This window comes from Thermoanaerobacterium butyriciformans, from assembly GCF_017874545.1.
Taxonomy (GTDB): domain Bacteria; phylum Bacillota; class Thermoanaerobacteria; order Thermoanaerobacterales; family Thermoanaerobacteraceae; genus Thermoanaerobacterium; species Thermoanaerobacterium butyriciformans.
Window position 1 is genome coordinate 1 of record NZ_JAGGLT010000030.1, and the last position, 16435, is coordinate 16435.

At 30.8% G+C, this 16435-nt stretch carries 19 protein-coding genes; all 19 read right to left on the bottom strand.

Annotation, left to right across the window (positions count from 1 at the left end):
• Positions 1-215: 215 nt before the first annotated feature.
• From J2Z80_RS11855 to fliM, 19 genes are read right to left on the bottom strand one after another with little or no spacing between them, the layout of a single operon-like run.
• A complete protein-coding gene (locus tag J2Z80_RS11855; RefSeq protein WP_209454576.1) occupies positions 216-488 on the bottom strand; it encodes a hypothetical protein in 273 nt (90 codons plus the stop codon).
• Between the two features lie 14 nt (positions 489-502).
• Complete coding sequence (locus tag J2Z80_RS11860; RefSeq protein ID WP_209454577.1) at positions 503-1867, bottom strand: flagellar assembly protein A; 1365 nt, start codon at positions 1865-1867, stop codon at positions 503-505.
• Positions 1868-1892: 25 nt separating this feature from the next.
• Positions 1893-2627 (bottom strand): sigma-70 family RNA polymerase sigma factor, encoded by a 735-nt coding sequence (locus J2Z80_RS11865; RefSeq protein ID WP_209454578.1) that lies wholly within the window; start codon positions 2625-2627, stop codon positions 1893-1895.
• Between the two features lie 22 nt (positions 2628-2649).
• Positions 2650-3138, bottom strand: a complete 489-nt coding sequence (locus J2Z80_RS11870; protein WP_209454579.1) for a chemotaxis protein CheD — start codon at positions 3136-3138, stop codon at positions 2650-2652.
• Positions 3131-3745 carry a chemotaxis protein CheC gene (locus J2Z80_RS11875; protein WP_209454580.1) on the bottom strand — a complete coding sequence of 205 codons (615 nt, stop codon included), beginning with the start codon at positions 3743-3745 and terminating at the stop codon, positions 3131-3133. Before J2Z80_RS11875 ends, J2Z80_RS11870 begins: the two co-directional genes overlap by 8 nt.
• The gene (locus J2Z80_RS11880; RefSeq protein ID WP_209454581.1) at positions 3742-4176 is read right to left on the bottom strand and encodes a chemotaxis protein CheW; all 435 of its coding nucleotides are present in this window, start codon (positions 4174-4176) and stop codon (positions 3742-3744) included. The genes J2Z80_RS11875 and J2Z80_RS11880 overlap by 4 nt, the downstream gene beginning before the upstream one ends.
• A gap of 15 nt (positions 4177-4191) precedes the next feature.
• A complete protein-coding gene (locus tag J2Z80_RS11885; protein ID WP_209454582.1) occupies positions 4192-6150 on the bottom strand; it encodes a chemotaxis protein CheA in 1959 nt (652 codons plus the stop codon).
• Between the two features lie 21 nt (positions 6151-6171).
• Complete coding sequence (locus J2Z80_RS11890; RefSeq protein ID WP_209454583.1) at positions 6172-6801, bottom strand: flagellar brake protein; 630 nt, start codon at positions 6799-6801, stop codon at positions 6172-6174.
• Positions 6770-7648: a MinD/ParA family ATP-binding protein gene (locus tag J2Z80_RS11895; protein ID WP_209454584.1), complete on the bottom strand. Its 879-nt coding sequence runs from the start codon at positions 7646-7648 to the stop codon at positions 6770-6772. The genes J2Z80_RS11890 and J2Z80_RS11895 overlap by 32 nt, the downstream gene beginning before the upstream one ends.
• 1 nt (position 7649) lies before the next feature.
• Positions 7650-8663, bottom strand: a complete 1014-nt coding sequence (locus J2Z80_RS11900) for a flagellar biosynthesis protein FlhF (RefSeq protein WP_209454585.1) — start codon at positions 8661-8663, stop codon at positions 7650-7652.
• Positions 8653-10674: a flagellar biosynthesis protein FlhA gene (flhA, locus tag J2Z80_RS11905; RefSeq protein WP_209454586.1), complete on the bottom strand. Its 2022-nt coding sequence runs from the start codon at positions 10672-10674 to the stop codon at positions 8653-8655. Before flhA ends, J2Z80_RS11900 begins: the two co-directional genes overlap by 11 nt.
• Positions 10675-10684: 10 nt before the next feature.
• The gene (gene flhB / locus J2Z80_RS11910) at positions 10685-11758 is read right to left on the bottom strand and encodes a flagellar biosynthesis protein FlhB (RefSeq protein ID WP_209454587.1); all 1074 of its coding nucleotides are present in this window, start codon (positions 11756-11758) and stop codon (positions 10685-10687) included.
• 6 nt (positions 11759-11764) lie between these two features.
• Positions 11765-12547: a flagellar biosynthetic protein FliR gene (gene fliR, locus J2Z80_RS11915; RefSeq protein WP_209454588.1), complete on the bottom strand. Its 783-nt coding sequence runs from the start codon at positions 12545-12547 to the stop codon at positions 11765-11767.
• Positions 12548-12552: 5 nt separating this feature from the next.
• Positions 12553-12822, bottom strand: a complete 270-nt coding sequence (gene fliQ, locus J2Z80_RS11920; protein ID WP_209454589.1) for a flagellar biosynthesis protein FliQ — start codon at positions 12820-12822, stop codon at positions 12553-12555.
• Between the two features lie 11 nt (positions 12823-12833).
• Positions 12834-13580, bottom strand: a complete 747-nt coding sequence (fliP, locus tag J2Z80_RS11925; RefSeq protein WP_245301305.1) for a flagellar type III secretion system pore protein FliP — start codon at positions 13578-13580, stop codon at positions 12834-12836.
• Entirely contained in the window at positions 13558-13941 is a 384-nt protein-coding gene (locus tag J2Z80_RS11930; protein WP_209454590.1) for a flagellar biosynthetic protein FliO, read from the bottom strand. The genes fliP and J2Z80_RS11930 overlap by 23 nt, the downstream gene beginning before the upstream one ends.
• A gap of 9 nt (positions 13942-13950) precedes the next feature.
• Positions 13951-14310, bottom strand: a complete 360-nt coding sequence (locus tag J2Z80_RS11935; RefSeq protein ID WP_013297923.1) for a response regulator — start codon at positions 14308-14310, stop codon at positions 13951-13953.
• An 18-nt stretch (positions 14311-14328) separates the two neighbouring features.
• Positions 14329-15444 (bottom strand): flagellar motor switch phosphatase FliY, encoded by a 1116-nt coding sequence (fliY, locus tag J2Z80_RS11940; RefSeq protein WP_209454591.1) that lies wholly within the window; start codon positions 15442-15444, stop codon positions 14329-14331.
• Positions 15437-16426 (bottom strand): flagellar motor switch protein FliM, encoded by a 990-nt coding sequence (gene fliM, locus J2Z80_RS11945; protein ID WP_209454592.1) that lies wholly within the window; start codon positions 16424-16426, stop codon positions 15437-15439. The genes fliY and fliM overlap by 8 nt, the downstream gene beginning before the upstream one ends.
• Between the last annotated feature and the right edge of the window lie 9 nt (positions 16427-16435).

Sequence of the window (16435 nt, forward strand, 5' to 3'; positions counted from 1 at the left end):
TGTGCCGTACACTCTAATTATACCACGATTCCTACTGTCTATCGTGATAGTTTTCGTTTATCGTGATGCTGTCAAAGCATGATGTTTATTTTGCAAATTTTTTTCTTTCAATTTCCAGTAAAAAACGGAAAATATCATATTTCTAGTTATACTTCGTTAAACTATAGAAATCAGTTGATTTATGGTTCTAAAAATTCTTAGATGCGAAATCTCTGTTATATTTTAATATCCATATGGCCTAACAAAAATTTTTTTCTATCTTTTGGCAAGTTTTTTTCATCCATTTTATTTTTATCTTTTTTTGTTGACAATTTATTTAATTCACTGATTTTATTTGTCCTGCTTTTTTTTATCTCATTTTCGTTATTTATCATTTCCATAAATTGTCCTACAAATACATCAGGCCTTTGTATTTCAACTTGTTTTATATTACTTATATCTACCATTTTAGGTATTGCAACTTGTAAATCTATTGGATTTACTGACATTCATCTTACCTCCTTTACCCTATAGGTAAAATATCTATATCTGCACCATTTCTGATAAATACAACATATTTGACAGGGTCTTTAATTTTTCTTGACACATCATCGATCATTATTTTAGTTCCGGGATAAACCGTATCATGTACTTTAATTATACCATACGATTCTTTATTTTCTTCTGAATTTAATTCTTTATACTCATCATATAAAAGTTTATTTTCTTTTTCTAATTGCAGTAATGATTTTAATGTTTTCTCGTAAATAACTTTTTTATCTTCTGGTATACCTATTTTATTAAGATATAATATTATTTTATTTAATCCGTCGATAGATTTTTCATTTTCCGCAATTTTGTTGATTATTTCTTCTTTCCTTTTTCTTTTTTCCGGAGATTCACCAACTATCAACTCTGTTTGAACATACATCTTTGAACCTACGTTAATTGCTTCGATTTCCTTTGCCGCAATTACGATACTGCCTACAATCAAACCTTTGTTACCAATCAATTTAACGGAACTGTTGCTTTTGACATTACTATACATTATCGCTTCACTAATAACATCTCCTTCAGCTGTTATATCACAGTTTTGCAAATATTTTGAAACAATTTTCCCACCAGAAATTATTTTTGCTTTTCCACTTCCTTGTACACCTTTATGAATAATGATATTACCTTTTGCTATTATAGTGGAACTTTCAACGACACCATATATTTCTATATCTCCATCACTTTCAATTTTATAGCCTGAACTTATATTATTATAAATTTTTATGCTTGCAAAAGTTCTAATGTTTCCAGTTGAGGCATTAACCTCATTCAATTCAATCAAAGGATTTACATTTACTTTTTGATTTTTTTTAAAAATGTGTCCATCAATAGAGGAAAAAAGACAATTATCTTTTATGTACGTGTTTTTTCCCAATGGTAATTTTGCATCTTTTCCTTTATTTGCTTTAATCACTTTGCCAAATATGTTCATTCCATCAATGCCATCTTCAGGTTCTATTTTTTTGGCTATGATTTCGTCCTTTTTGACGCTTTTAAAAATCTGCAGCTCTTTGTAATCGACTCTTCCATCATCAAGCACTTTTGGTTCAAAGTTATTATCAAAGTCAATTAAGAATTCTACGTAGCCATCTTTACCACTTACAGGCTTTTTCCCCTGTGCTATTAAATATCGTTCATTTAGATTGGGGGATTTGCATATTTTTTTAATTGTACTGTCAATTATTCCGAAAGTGATATTGTGTGATTTTAATAATTCTAAAAGACTATTTTCATCTAAATCAATTCCATCATCTGAAATATTTTCTATTAATAAATAAGCCGCCATATTATCAGATGTTATTTCTAGTTTACAAGAATATCTTAAATCACTCACTTAAATGCCCCCAATTTTTTTAAAATTATATCAAATCATTTAATTTTTCTCTTAATTTTTTTATAGCTTTAGAATGAATCTGTGATATTCGCGATTCTGTCAAACCCATTATTTTACTGATTTCTTTGTAGTTTAAATCTTCATAATAGTATAATGAAATTATTAATCTTTCTTTTTCTTGCAGCATATCTATGGCTTTTGAAATATTTTGTTTTAAATCATACATCAAAACCTCATTTTCTGGATTTGTACTTTCACTTTCTGTAAGTGGAGAAACTTTTAGGTTATTTTCAATTACTTCATCCAAAGAACTTATATATCCAGCATTCATATAGCTTAACGTTTTTAAAACATCATTTTTTGACAGCTTTGTTGCCTCCATAATTTCTTCGATTGTTGGCTCTCTTTTGTATTCCTGTTCTAATTGCTCTATTGTTTTTTCAATACTTTTATATCTCTTTTTTAGGCTTCTTGGAATCCAGTCTTTTTTCCTAAGATAATCTATTATTTCTCCTTTTATTCTTATTGACGCATATGTTTCGAATTTTACTCCTTTTGATATATCATATTTATTTACTGCATCAATTAAGCCAATCATGCCTTGGCTAATAAGATCATCCACATCTTCTTTGCTTATTTCAGATAAACAAATTCTTTTTACTATGTGTTTTACAAGTGGCATATATTTTATAATTATGTCTTCTTTAGAACTACCATCTTTTTCATACTTATCCCATAAATCTTGTTCGAGTAGTGACATTTTTATACATTCCTTTCCTACCCTAAATAAATTTTATTCCATGTCCAATCGTTTTAATTAACAATTTCCCATTTTTTGAGTCGAATTCAATTGTTCTACCATAGTTTCCACCTGTGTCTTCAGATATTAATGGTATATTCAAAGAAGCTAAAACATCTTTAGTGGCAATTACGTTGCGGCTACCTATATTCATGATATCTAAATTTGCTTTTGTCGCAAACATTTGAGCACCACCTGCAATTTTACTAACTATATATCTTTTATCAACACCTGCTTCTAGCATCATATCTATCAGTGTACTGATTCCTGTATCAGCAAATTTTAATTTGTTCGTATTGTTTTTACTTTGGGTACTGTATGGCAGCATAATATGTACAAGTCCCGATATTTTAGTCATTTTATCATAGAGAACAATCCCCACGCATGATCCAAGACCGACAGTTATCAATTTGCCTGGGCATTTAGTAATTTTTGCGTCAGCCATCCCTACTCGAAAAGTAAAATTATCCATCTAATTCAACTCCAAGTGCATTAAGTATTTTATCGAAAGATTCTATATCTGGTATAAGAAAGAAGTCACCTTTGATTAGTTTGCTGCCTTCAAAAAACTCTGTTTCAATAAATAAAATTTTATCTGATAATTCACTGAATTTTATTGCGGGCACACTCAATATGGCACCAGCCATATCAATGCTTATTGCTGGCGGTGATATCTTCATATCTAAGTTTGTTAATGTAGATAGTGATGAAACATAGCTTCCTGCCATTATATTTCCTATCTCTTGCAATGCAGATTTCTCAATATCACTAAATTCTTCTCCTACGCTGACCCCCATCAAATATTCTATCAAATATGAAGCACTTTCAATATCAAGGGAAAATAGAATATTTCCTTTCACACTACCTTCAAGATCAAAATATATGCCAACAATGATTGCATCAGCCAATCCAAATATATCTTGAACTTCATTAAAATCCATTAATTTAACTGATGGTATTTTCATGTCTATTTTTTTCCCTATAATTGAAGCTAAAGCAGTTATCGCGTTCCCTGAACCTATATTACCAAGCTCTTTAAGTATATCGATACACGTTTCATTAAGTTTATCTATATTCATAACTTCACTTCCTGTTGAGTAGTCAATTTGTCTATATCGAATATCATTAATATTCTATTGCCAATTTTGCCTATTTTACCGATAAAGCTTTCTTTTTTGTACAAATTGCTGTTTACATCTATTGAATCTATATTATCATCATGAATTTCTACAACTTCATTTGCATTATCTACGATGATTCCAATGATAATATCATTGTTTTTTATTATTACGATTCTTGTATCATCATCAAATTCAACTTCGCTTAATTTCAACAACATTCTAAGAGAAATTACTGGTATTATTTCACCTCTTAAGTTAATAACACCTTTTACGAAAGAAGGCGCCTTTGGAACCCTTGTTATTTTCGTAATTTTTTCAATAGATTGTACTTTGTCTATTTCTATCCCATATTCTTCACTTCCTAATCTCGTTACGACAAACATGCTCATGGTCAACGCCTCCTTTTAAAATAAATTATTTGAATCTATGATAAGTGCAACTTGTCCATCGCCAAGTATCGTTGCACCGGCAATTATTTTTACATTGCTTAAATATTTTCCCAAAGGCTTTATTACTATTTCTTGCTGTCCAATAAGTTCATCAACACTACATGCTGCAAGATTATCACCTTTTTTTATTATTACGCAGATAAAATTATCACTTTCTTCATCCAACTTAAGATCGAGAACATTATGCAACCTTATAAGAGGAATGACCTTACCTCTGTACATAACTACTTCTTTGCCTTGCACTAAATGTATTTCATTTTTATTCTTGTTTACAATTTCCGATATTGAGTTTAATGGAAAAGCATATTTTTCATTGCCTACCATGACTAACAAGGCTTGAATTATTGCTAAAGTTAATGGCAGTTTTATTATAAATTTTGTACCTTTGTCTACTTCTGTTTTAACTTCAATAGATCCATTCAAAGATTCTATTTTATTTTTTACTACATCTAGTCCAACACCTCTGCCTGAAATGTCAGATATCGTATCAGATGTGCTAAATCCAGGTTCAAAAAGCAACTTTACCAATTTTTCATTTGATAGTTCTTCAACTTCATCAGCAGATAGCATTCCTTTTTCATAAGCTTTATTTTTTACTTTTTCAAAGTTAATTCCAGAACCATCATCACTCACTTCGATTATTACATTATTGCCTTCATGATATGCTTTGAGATTAATAACACCTGTCTCAGGTTTACCTTTTTTTACACGGACATCTGGTGTTTCTATCCCATGATCTATAGAATTTCTCATTAGATGTACAAGTGGATCACCTATTTCATCAATTACGGTACGATCAACTTCTGTATCTTGGCCATACATATTAAGCGTAATTTTTTTATTTAATTCCCTAGATAAATCTCTGACCATACGGGGAAAACGGTTAAACACTCTTTCAACTGGAACCATTCTGACTTTCATTACCGCATCATGAAGGTTTGTCGTTATTCTTTCTAAATACTCAATCGTTGAAATTGTGTCAGGATTTTTTTCATTCGACTCAAGACCTTCAAGGCGAGTTTTAATTATTATCAACTCGCTGACTAAGTTCATTAAATTATCCAATCTTTCAATATCAACTCTAACGCTTTTATTAGTCTTACTGTGTTTTATTCGATCATCTGAGCTTAGATTATTTGCTGGTTCAAGTCTCTTATTATCTTTAATTTCTTTTGAATACAACAATTCCTCGATATTTATATTTTTTATTTCAGATATTGAAATTAGCTTAGATTTTATATCATCTTTTTCATGTTTACTGATTAAATGAACCGTAAATCTATCATCAAACTTTTCATCTTCTATGTCTTCCACTGAAGGTGTAGAATCAACAATATCTCCTAGATTATCTAAAGTATTAAATACAATAAAAGCTCTTGCAGACTTCATTACACAATTTTTATCTATGACCACTTCTATGCTGTAAGTTTTATAGCCTTGAGATGCAGCTTTTTCTATTATGTCTTTTTCATATACATTTATATTGTTGTTGTCTAGAGATTTGGAGTTTTCGATATTCGTCGCTGCCACTTCTTCTTTTGTATTATTTGTTCCTAATAATTCAATTAAATTTTCAATGTCATATGAATCGTTTCCACTTTCAGATATAATTCCTGTCATTGAACTTAATGCATCAATGCATTTAAATAATACATCCATGAGGTTGCTGGTAACTTTTATGGAATTGCTTCTTATTTCTTGCAAAACATCTTCCATTTTGTGTGTCAATCTAGTCATGTTTTCAAAGCCCATTGTAGCAGCCATTCCTTTTAGTGTATGAGCAGATCTAAATATTTCATCAATAATATGTGAATCTTCTGGATTTTTTTCAAGTTGAAGAAGATTTTCATTTAAACTTTCAATATGTTCTTCAGATTCTTCCAAAAATATCTCTAAGTATTGATTTGTATCCATTTCTTTTCCTCCTTTTCGTTTTTACAAATTTATGTGTCGCCTTTTTAATTTTCTTTGTTCTTTAAAAATAAAAGATATTATCTTTTCTCTTATTCTATCTTCTATATCGGCATATTTTACAGCTATTTCATACCCATCTTCAAAAAAAATACATCTGATAACTTTACATTTTAGTACAATTTCTTCAAGCTCATCGTCTAAATTTAAAAAACAAATTATTTCAGTTCCAACTTCTATTTTTTTCTTTACTTTTGCCCGGAAACCTCCTCCGCTAATATCTTTTATGATTCCATTTTCCATTATTTCACTGTCGTCAGACACCATATACTTAAATTCCATTATCTTTTCTAATCTAAAGAATTGCCTTCTTTGCAACTTCTCAATATCAGTTGTTCTTTTTAATTGTATAAACGAAATATTGCCTAAAAATCTATTTATTACAATGCCATCAAACGTATATATACCGTTTTTATTAAAAAAAGTAATGTTTAATTTTGCGCCGATTCTTACTGGAACAAAGTGTCCATTGTGTATTGGAGCCTCAATCAATAGAGTACCATCAGCCGAGATATCATCAATTTTCGATGGATATTTGTTATTACTTTTGCCTATACTTATTTCAATCTTTTGCCCTGGTTTTATGTTCTCCATTGTAAATACCTCCGCTATTTAAAAGCATTTTTTTAAATATTCCAAGAAGACCTTCTTTCTTTTTAGCGGTTTTATGGTTCGTGAGGTTTTCTGCAATTCTTGTAATGTCTTTTGAAGACTTGCTTGACTGGTACTTCAAAATTATAGGATTTTGCGCTTTTATGCACTCACTTATTCTCGCATCCTCATGAATGTAGCCTAAATCGTTAATTGTGGTACCTAAAAAGTTTATCAGTGCATTATTTAACCTCTCATAAACAGATACATATTCGCTTTGATTTGCAACTTTATTAACTATTAAATATAGATTTTTATCGCTTAATTCTTGTATTGATTTTATTAAAATATAAGCATCCATTATAGCAGTCGGTTCCGGCGTCGTAACAACAACTACATCGTCTGACATATCGATAAAACTTTTAACTGTTTTATTGACTCCTGCACCAGTATCCACGATTATATAATCAAAGCAATTATCAAGGATATTGATGTTGTTAAAAAAAACATTTAAATCAATATTATCATTTATAAGGTCAAAGTTTCCACCTGTTGATATGAATTTTACTCCAACGGGACCATCATTGATAACATCTATTATTTTTTTGTTACCATATAACACATCGTACAAAGTAAATTTAGATATAACGCCTAATTCTATCTCTGCATTTGAAAAGCCTATGTCTGCATCAATAATCAACACATTATATCCAAGCTTTCTCAATGCTATAGATAAATTGACTGATATACAAGTTTTGCCTGTTCCACCTTTGCCACCAGTTATCGTTATTACTCTACATCTTTTATTGCTTTGTTGGAATAAATATCTTAGCCTCTCAGCTTGATCCATGTTAATTCCCCTTCAAAATATTTTGTGCTATCATTTTGCTATCAGCTAAACAAATATCATCAGGAACTATCTGTCCTGTTGTTACATATGATATAGGCTTTTTCGAATAATATATAGAATTTAAAATAACACTGTAATTGTCTGTTTCATCTAATTTTGTAAAAAGCAAATTGTAGTCATTGATAAAATCGTACGACTTAATAATTTTTTTAGCATCACTGGTTTTCGTTGTTGCACTTAAGCACAAATATATATCATCGTATGAACCATACTGTAAAAAAGTCTTCAGCTCTTGCATTTTTCTAGAATCAGTATGACTTCTTCCTGCAGTATCAATTAATACTACATCGTATTTGCTTATTTCACTTTCCAATCTATTTAAATCAAAAATGTTGTTAACAACTTTTACTGGCACCCCTAAAATTTCACCATATATCTTTAGCTGTTCTGCACCAGCGATTCTAAAAATGTCTGCAGTTATCAGCAATACATTTTTCTTTTCCTTTAATATTAATTGAGAAGCTATTTTTGCAATAGTCGTCGTTTTACCTACACCTGTAGGACCGATAAAAACAACACGTTTTTTCTCATTTAAACAGTTTATCTTTTTTGGTGGTCCAATAAAGTTAGCAATTCTCTTTTGCAATATTTTTATATTGTCTTCGGTTATTTCGCTTATTCCTTCGGTTAAGATTTTTGTTAAATCTTCATCAACACCTATGTAAATTAGCTTATCTCTTAAATCTTTTTTGTCAGTTTCTCTATTTTCACTTTTTTTAAATTCTCTTAAGAGAGATTTAATTTCATACAAATCTTTATAAAAGATATCTCTTTCATCAATTTTATTTTCTTCAACTGCTGCCAGTACTTCAACTTTCTTCTTTTTGAATAGCCCTTTAAATCCCTTTTCTTTATAACTATTTTGTTGTAGAATAATAGCATCACTACCCATTTCTGTTTTTATCATTCTTAATGCATCTTGATAATTATCCGCTATATAGCGTTTAACTTTCACTTAATTTCACCGTCCCTACAGAAAATACCTCTATATTTGGTAAAAGCTCATTATAGGATAAAACGACTATATCTTTCGATATCTGTTCAACCAATTTTCTTAAATAAAATCTAATGATTGGTGCAGTCAGTATAATAGGCTGTTCACCTTTAATTGTCAGTTTTTTTATAATGTTGTGAATTGATTTTAATATTTTTTGCATAGTATCGGGTGAAAGAGCCAAATACGAACCATGGTCAGTCTGGTTAATTGCATTTTGGATAGATTTCTCAATTTCTGGATCTAGTGTTATAACTTGAAGCTTTCCATCTTTTGCATATTTGTTTGTAATAGCTCTTTTTAATGATTGCCTTACATACTCTGTTAAAACATCAGTATCTTTTGTACTTGGTGCATAATCAGCAAGTGTTTCCAATATAGTAACCATATCACGTATTGAAATTTCTTCACGTAATAAATTACACAATACTTTTTCTATATCACCTAAACTCAATAATTTCGGAACAATCTCATCAACAAGTGCTGGATTTGTCAATTTTATGTTATCCAGCAATTCTTTAACTTCCTGTCTTCCCAAAAGCTCATCTGAATATTTTTTGATTACACTAGTCAAATGCGTTGATATTACAGATGGAACATCTACAACTGTACATCCCAGCATTTCAGCTTTTGATTTTTCACTGTCATCAATCCATAACGCCGGCAGTCCAAATGCAGGCTCTCTAGTGCTGATGCCTTTTATATCACTATTCATTTCACCGACTTGCATGCATAGATATTTATTTACGTATACATTACCTCTTCCGACTTCATTGCCTCTAATTTTTATTATGTATTCATTTGGCTTAAGTTGAATATTATCTCTCAATCTCACCATCGGCACAACCAGGCCTAAATCTAATGCTATTTGTCTTCTAATCATTACGATTCTGTCCAATAACTCGTTGCTTGCTATAGGAATCAATTCATATCCAAATTCCAATTCAATAGGATCAACTTGCAAAAGATCGTATGCCCGTTTTGGATCTCTAATTTCCTCTAATTCCTTTAAATCTTCGTTTTTGGCTTGCTCACTTTCTTTGTTTTTCTTTCTATTAGAAAATCCTAAATATGTAAATAACGAACCAATGATAAGCAAGGGAACAGCGGGAAGCATAGGTATAAATGCCATTAAAATAAGTAATACACCTGTAATTTGCAGCACTCTCGGCTCTCTCAAAAGCTGTTTTATCACATCGTTACCCATATTTGTTTCCGATGCTGTTCTTGTTACTATAATGCCGGTGGCTGTTGATATAAGTAAAGCAGGTATTTGACTAACTAATCCATCACCAACTGTTAAAATCGTATATGTATTTATTGCTTGGTTTATGTCCATCCCCTTCATAGTCATTCCTATTATTAAACCAGCTATTATATTTATAATCACTATTATGATTCCAACAATTGCATCGCCTTTTACAAATTTGCTTGCACCATCCATTGAGCCAAAAAATTTAGCTTCTTCTTGAATCTTTTTTCTTCTTTCTCTTGCTTCTTTATCATTTATAATTCCTGCATTTAAATCAGCATCAATCGACATTTGTTTGCCTGGCATTGCATCTAATGTAAACCTTGCTGAAACTTCAGATACTCTTTCAGCTCCTTTTGTAATTACAATAAATTGAACAATTGCTATAATTATAAATACTATAAAACCAACTATGGGATTATTACCAATAACGAAACTGCCAAAAGCATGTATCACATTTCCTGCAAATCCAGACGTTAAAATTAACCTTGTAGAGGAAATATTCAAGGATAATCTCATCAAAGTCGTGATAAGCAATATAGAGGGAAATATAGAAAAATCCATTGCATCTTTAACATACATTGTCGTAAGCAATATAATTATTGATAGCGAAATATTTAAGATCAGCAAAAAGTCTAATAAAATCGATGGAACTGGAATGATTATAATTAACACAATCCCTACGACAAACACTGCTGCAATTAAATCTGAAAACTTCAAAATATCCCTCCTACTCACCTCTTAAACTATAAACATATGCCAAAACCTCTGCTACTGCTTTATATAATTCAGGCGGTATGCTGTCCCCTATATCAGTCGTTTTGTACAATGATTGAGCAAGTGGCTTATTTTCTACAATAACAATTGAATATTTAATTGCTTCTTCTTTTATTCTCTGAGCAATATAGTCTTGACCTTTCGCAACAACTACAGGAGCATCATTAATTTCATTGTCATACATTAAAGCAACAGCTATATGGGTTGGATTTGTAATAACAACATCTGCTTTTTTGATGTTTTGCATCATTCTCCTCATAGAAATTTGTCTTTGTTTCTTTTTAATTTCTGATTTTATTTGCGGATTGCCTTCAGTTTCTTTAAATTCTTCTTTGATATCTTCCTTGCTCATTCTCAAATTTGACTCATAATCTCTCCACTGGAATATATAATCAACTATTCCAAGAACTATTAATACGATAGAAATTCTCAATAATATACCACCAAATATATTTAAACTGTACTTAATAAGATCTTGAACTGACATATCTAATAGCTGAGGTATACCTTTATACTGCCCTATTAAAAATGAGTACATAACATAGCCTAGTATTCCTATCTTTACAATTGCTTTAAACAGCTCAAGTATGGTTCTTCTTGAAAACATTCGTTTAATGCCTTCTAATGGATTTAGTCTTTCTAACTTTATATTTAATGATTCCGAAGTAAATACAAATCCAACCTGTGCATAAGTCGATACGAGTGCAACTAAAAAGACAGTTGCAACTGTAGGCAGTATCAATTTCAGAAAAACAGTTAAAATAATCTCAAACAATTTATATAATCCATTAATTGTAAATGTATTGTCGCTAGCGCCTCCATAATTTAGAAATAAGTATTTGATGAGATTCATAATCTCTTCAATATTATTTTGCACAGTGAAATATATAACCAAAAATCCAGCTATTGTTATTATTGCTGACGTTACTTCCCTACTCTGAAATACTTGTCCTTTTTTTCTAGCATCTTGTCTTTTTTTAGGTGTTGCTGGTTCTGTCTTTTCACCGGCAAAAAGTTGTAACTTCAATCTGCGTCATCCTTTTACCATAGATTTTAAAAGCAAATATATATCAGAGTACATCCCGTTGAATAAAACATCTATGATGGCTAAATACATTGGCAACATTATAAACAATGTGAATATGCCGATAAATATTTTAACAGGCATGCCAATCATAAATACATTTAGCTGTGGAATCGTTCTTGAAATTATGCTTAATGTTATATCAGTAAGCAATGTTGAAAGAACGATTGGTGCACTGATTCTGAAACCTAAAACAAACATATCTGATACAATCTTCGTAAAAACAACATTGATACTTTCTGAATGCAAAAATGCAGTACCAACAGGTATCATACTGTAGCTTTGAAACAGCATTACAAACAATTTGTGGTGTCCGTTTATCAGCAGGAATAATAGAAGCGTAAGTATGTATACAAAGTTTCCAATCAAAGGCACCTGTGTCTCTTCACCTGCAGCAAGAACATTGACAATGCTAAAACCTAATTGATAATCTATTATTTGTCCAGCCAAGTAAATAGCGCTAAATGAAACCATGGAAGCTAAGCCAATCAATAAGCCAACCAAAAACTCATTAAACACAATTACAACGTATTGATATAAATTACTTGCATCGATGTTTACCTTCACTAAATCAAACATAATTATCGATGTAAAAAAGGCAAGGCCAATTTTAAACATCGGAGGCAACGATCTTGTTCCAAATAGTGGTGTCAGTATAAAAATACCAAGCATTCGCACAAAGACTATTAAAAAGTATTGTACATTGTTTAAAATGTAATAACTTAGTTCCATTTTATCTACTTAATAAAATTGTTAATATTCAATATTAATTTTTGTGTGTAATTAATCAATGTTGTAAGCATCCATGGTCCAAATAACATTATAGAAGCAAAAATAGCTAAAATTTTAGGTACAAATGTCAAAGTCTGCTCCTGAATCTGTGTTGTCGCCTGAAATATACTTATAATAAGTCCTACCAATAGCGATACAATTAAAAGCGGTGCGGATACAATCATTGTCACCATTAATGCTTCCCTTCCAATATCGAGAACTACTCCAGGATCCATTATTATCCTCCTTATCTAAAACCTATTACCAATGATTTTGCTAATATATTCCATCCATCTACTAAAATAAACAGCAAAAGTTTAAATGGCAACGAAATAAGCACAGGTGGTAACATAAACATTCCCATGGACATCAATACACTGGCAACAACCATGTCTATAATCAAAAATGGTATGTATATAATAAAACCAATTTCAAACGCCGTCTTAAGCTCACTAATAATAAACGAGGGAATAACAACTCTTAATGGTACATCATTTACACTCTTTACTTTAATTTTAGCCAGATTTATAAATAAATTCAAATCATTTTTTCTAGTCTGTTTTAACATAAAATTTTTTAAAGGATCTCTTGCTTTGACATAGGCTACTTGTGGAGTTATTTTTCCCTGCATGTATGGTTGTATTGAATCATTGTTTATTTGCGCACCAACAGGTGCCATTATAAAAAACGTCAAAAATAAGGACAATCCAATTAAAACTTGATTAGGTGGCATTTGTTGTAAACCCAAAGCATTCCTCAAAAACGATAAGACAACAATAATTCTTGTAAAAGAAGTCATCATTATAAGTATTGAAGGTGCTAAAGTTAATACAGTTAAAAGAAGAACTATCTGAATACTCGATGCTATGTCATTCGGACCTGATGGTGCATTTATTGTAATCAGTGGTGAAGCAGAACTCGGTGCCGCATATGCAACTTCTGTCAATAAAGTTAATAATAATACAGCCCCACTAATTTTTTTCATATTTATCATTTTCATTACCACCTAGATTTCTGATTGACAATTTCTTTAAATTGTTTAATGAAATATTTAAACTCTGCTTAAAACTGCTGCCTTTATCCTTCATTTTGACATCATCAGCAGTTAAAGTCTTTATATATACAATAGAATTGTTCGTGACACTAAATAGCAAGTATTCATTGCAAACTTTGATTATATACAGATTTTTATCTTTGCCTAAATTTAAATGATCTACAATGTCAAAATTATTTCCTTTATATATATTCAAAGCCTTTTTATTGATAAATACCGTTACATAATATGCCAAAAAAACTACGAATACAAATATTAAAAGAAATGTAACGGTTTGAAAAATCACGCTATCGCTAGACATCAAAATTCCTCATTTCAACATTTTTTTGACAGCTTCAATTACTCTGTCAGGTTGAAATGGCTTTACTATAAAATCCTTAGCACCTGCCTGTATTGCTTCAATAACCATAGCCTGTTGTCCCATGGCTGAGCACATAACTATCTTAGCATTAGGATCTTTTTTTACTATTTGTCTTACTGCTTGGATGCCATCCATTTCTGGCATTGTAATGTCCATCAATACCAAATCCGGTTTTTCTTGATTGTACTTTTCTACGGCTACTGAACCATCTTCAGCTTCTATAACACTGCCGAGATTATTTTTTGTGATTATATCCTTTATCATCATTCTCATGAAAGCTGCGTCATCTACTATCATAATTTTGCTCATAATCAATTCCTCCTTAAATTATAATGAATTAATTCTTTTGCTTTGCTTTACAATATCTAATATTCTCACACCAAAGTTTTCATCAATAACGACAACCTCTCCCTTGGCAATAAATTTCCCATTAACTAATATATCTACAGGCTCACCTGCCAATTTATCAAGCTCTATTATTGAACCTTCATTGAGTTCAAGTATATCTTTAATCAATTTTTTTGTCCTGCCTAATTCCACAGTCACATCTAAAGGGATATCCATAATTAAATTTATATTTTCTTTTTCTGCGGATGTAGGTTCATCTTCATCGTCGTCAAAGTCCCTAAAGATAACGGGTTTTACATCAACTTTTTCATCTTTATGTTTAACTGTAGACTTAATTTCATCGCTAGATTCGTTATTTATTCCTTTAGTACCAGTATTTATTATATCATCGTTTTGTACATCTTGAAAAGATTCCTTAGGAGAATTTTCTACATTTTTCGACATAACTTGATCAACAAGCCGTTTTGCAAATGCAATTGGAATCAACTGCATAATTTCGCTGTCTATTATTTCTCCAACCACCATTTTAAATGCAATCTTTACTACATAACCATCTGGAAAAGAAATATTTTCGGGTAAACCCTTATTAAAGTCTACAATAAAAGCCCTGGGAGGTGATATATTGATACTTTCACCAATTAAAGTTGATAATGAAGTAGATGCAGAGCCTATCATTTGGTTCATAGCTTCACCAATTGCACTTAAATGCAATTCCGTTATTTCACCTTCAGTAACATTTCCATCGCCACCCATCATTAAATCAGTAATGCGGAGTACATCTTGTTCTTTTAATATTAAGAGATTATTGCCTTTAATTCCCTCCGTATATTCTACTTCAACACCTACATATGGTATATTAAATTCCTTTTTCAGATTTTCCCAGTTAACTATGCTTACTTTAGGTGTCGTAATAGTCACTTTATTTCTCAAAAGTGTAAACAAAGTCGTCGCAGAAGTCCCAAAACTAATATTTCCTATCTCTCCTAAAACATCTTGTTCTTCTTCAGTTAGCGTCACATCATTGTCATTATTATCGTTGTTATCCATACCCTTTAGTAATGCGTTGATTTCATCTTGTGATAATATATCACTCATCAGCATCATCTCCTTCGCTGCAAATCTCAGTTATCTGAACGCAATATTTTTTATTTTTAATGCCTGGAACACCAAAAAACTTTGTTTCATCGTTAATTTTTATTTCAATTGGATCTTTGTATTTTTTATTTATTTCTAAAATATCGCCTTTATTAAAGTTTAATAAATCCCTTACTGTTATCTTTGATGTGCCAATAACTGCCTTTAATGGGATGTATGTATTGCTTATTCTATCTTTTATAATTCCAATATCGCACGCATGCTTTTCTGCATTTGAAAACCAAGTTTTAGTTGTAAGGAGCGGTAATATTGGGACAATCGTTATATGTGGCAGACAAAAATTTATCAGTCCCTCATTATCGTTTATTTTTAAAGACATTGTACATAATGCAATAGTTTCATTAGGAGAGATAATCTGCGTAAATTGTGAATTTGTCTCTATCCTTGTTATTTCAGGATTAAGTTCTATAACATTAATCCAAGCGTCTTTAATCAAAGGCAAAAGCTGTGTTGTAATTCGGCTTAAAAGTCCCATTTCAATTTCGGTGTAATCTCTCTCTACAGTATCAGCAGTTCCAATCCCACCTAATATTTTATCAATTATAGTAAAAGTAGTATTATTATTAAATTCAAGTATAATCGGCCCATCTAAAGGTTTTGCATCAATTACTGCGATAAAGACAGGATTATTCAACGAATTGCTAAACTCGTAATATGTTATTTGCTCAACTGATACTATTGAAACCTGAACAAGTGTTCTTAAATATCCTGATAAAAATGTTGTAAAACTTCTTGACATATTTTCAAATATCATTTGGAGAGTTCTCAATTGTTCTTTTGAAAATTTATTCGGTCTTCTGAAATCATATGGTTTAATTTTTGTCTCCTGCTGGCTTTCCTTAATATCTTTAATGTCAAACTCACCAGAATTCATTGCTTTTAATAATTCATCAATCTCATTCTGCGATAATATGTCTGCCATGAGAACTCT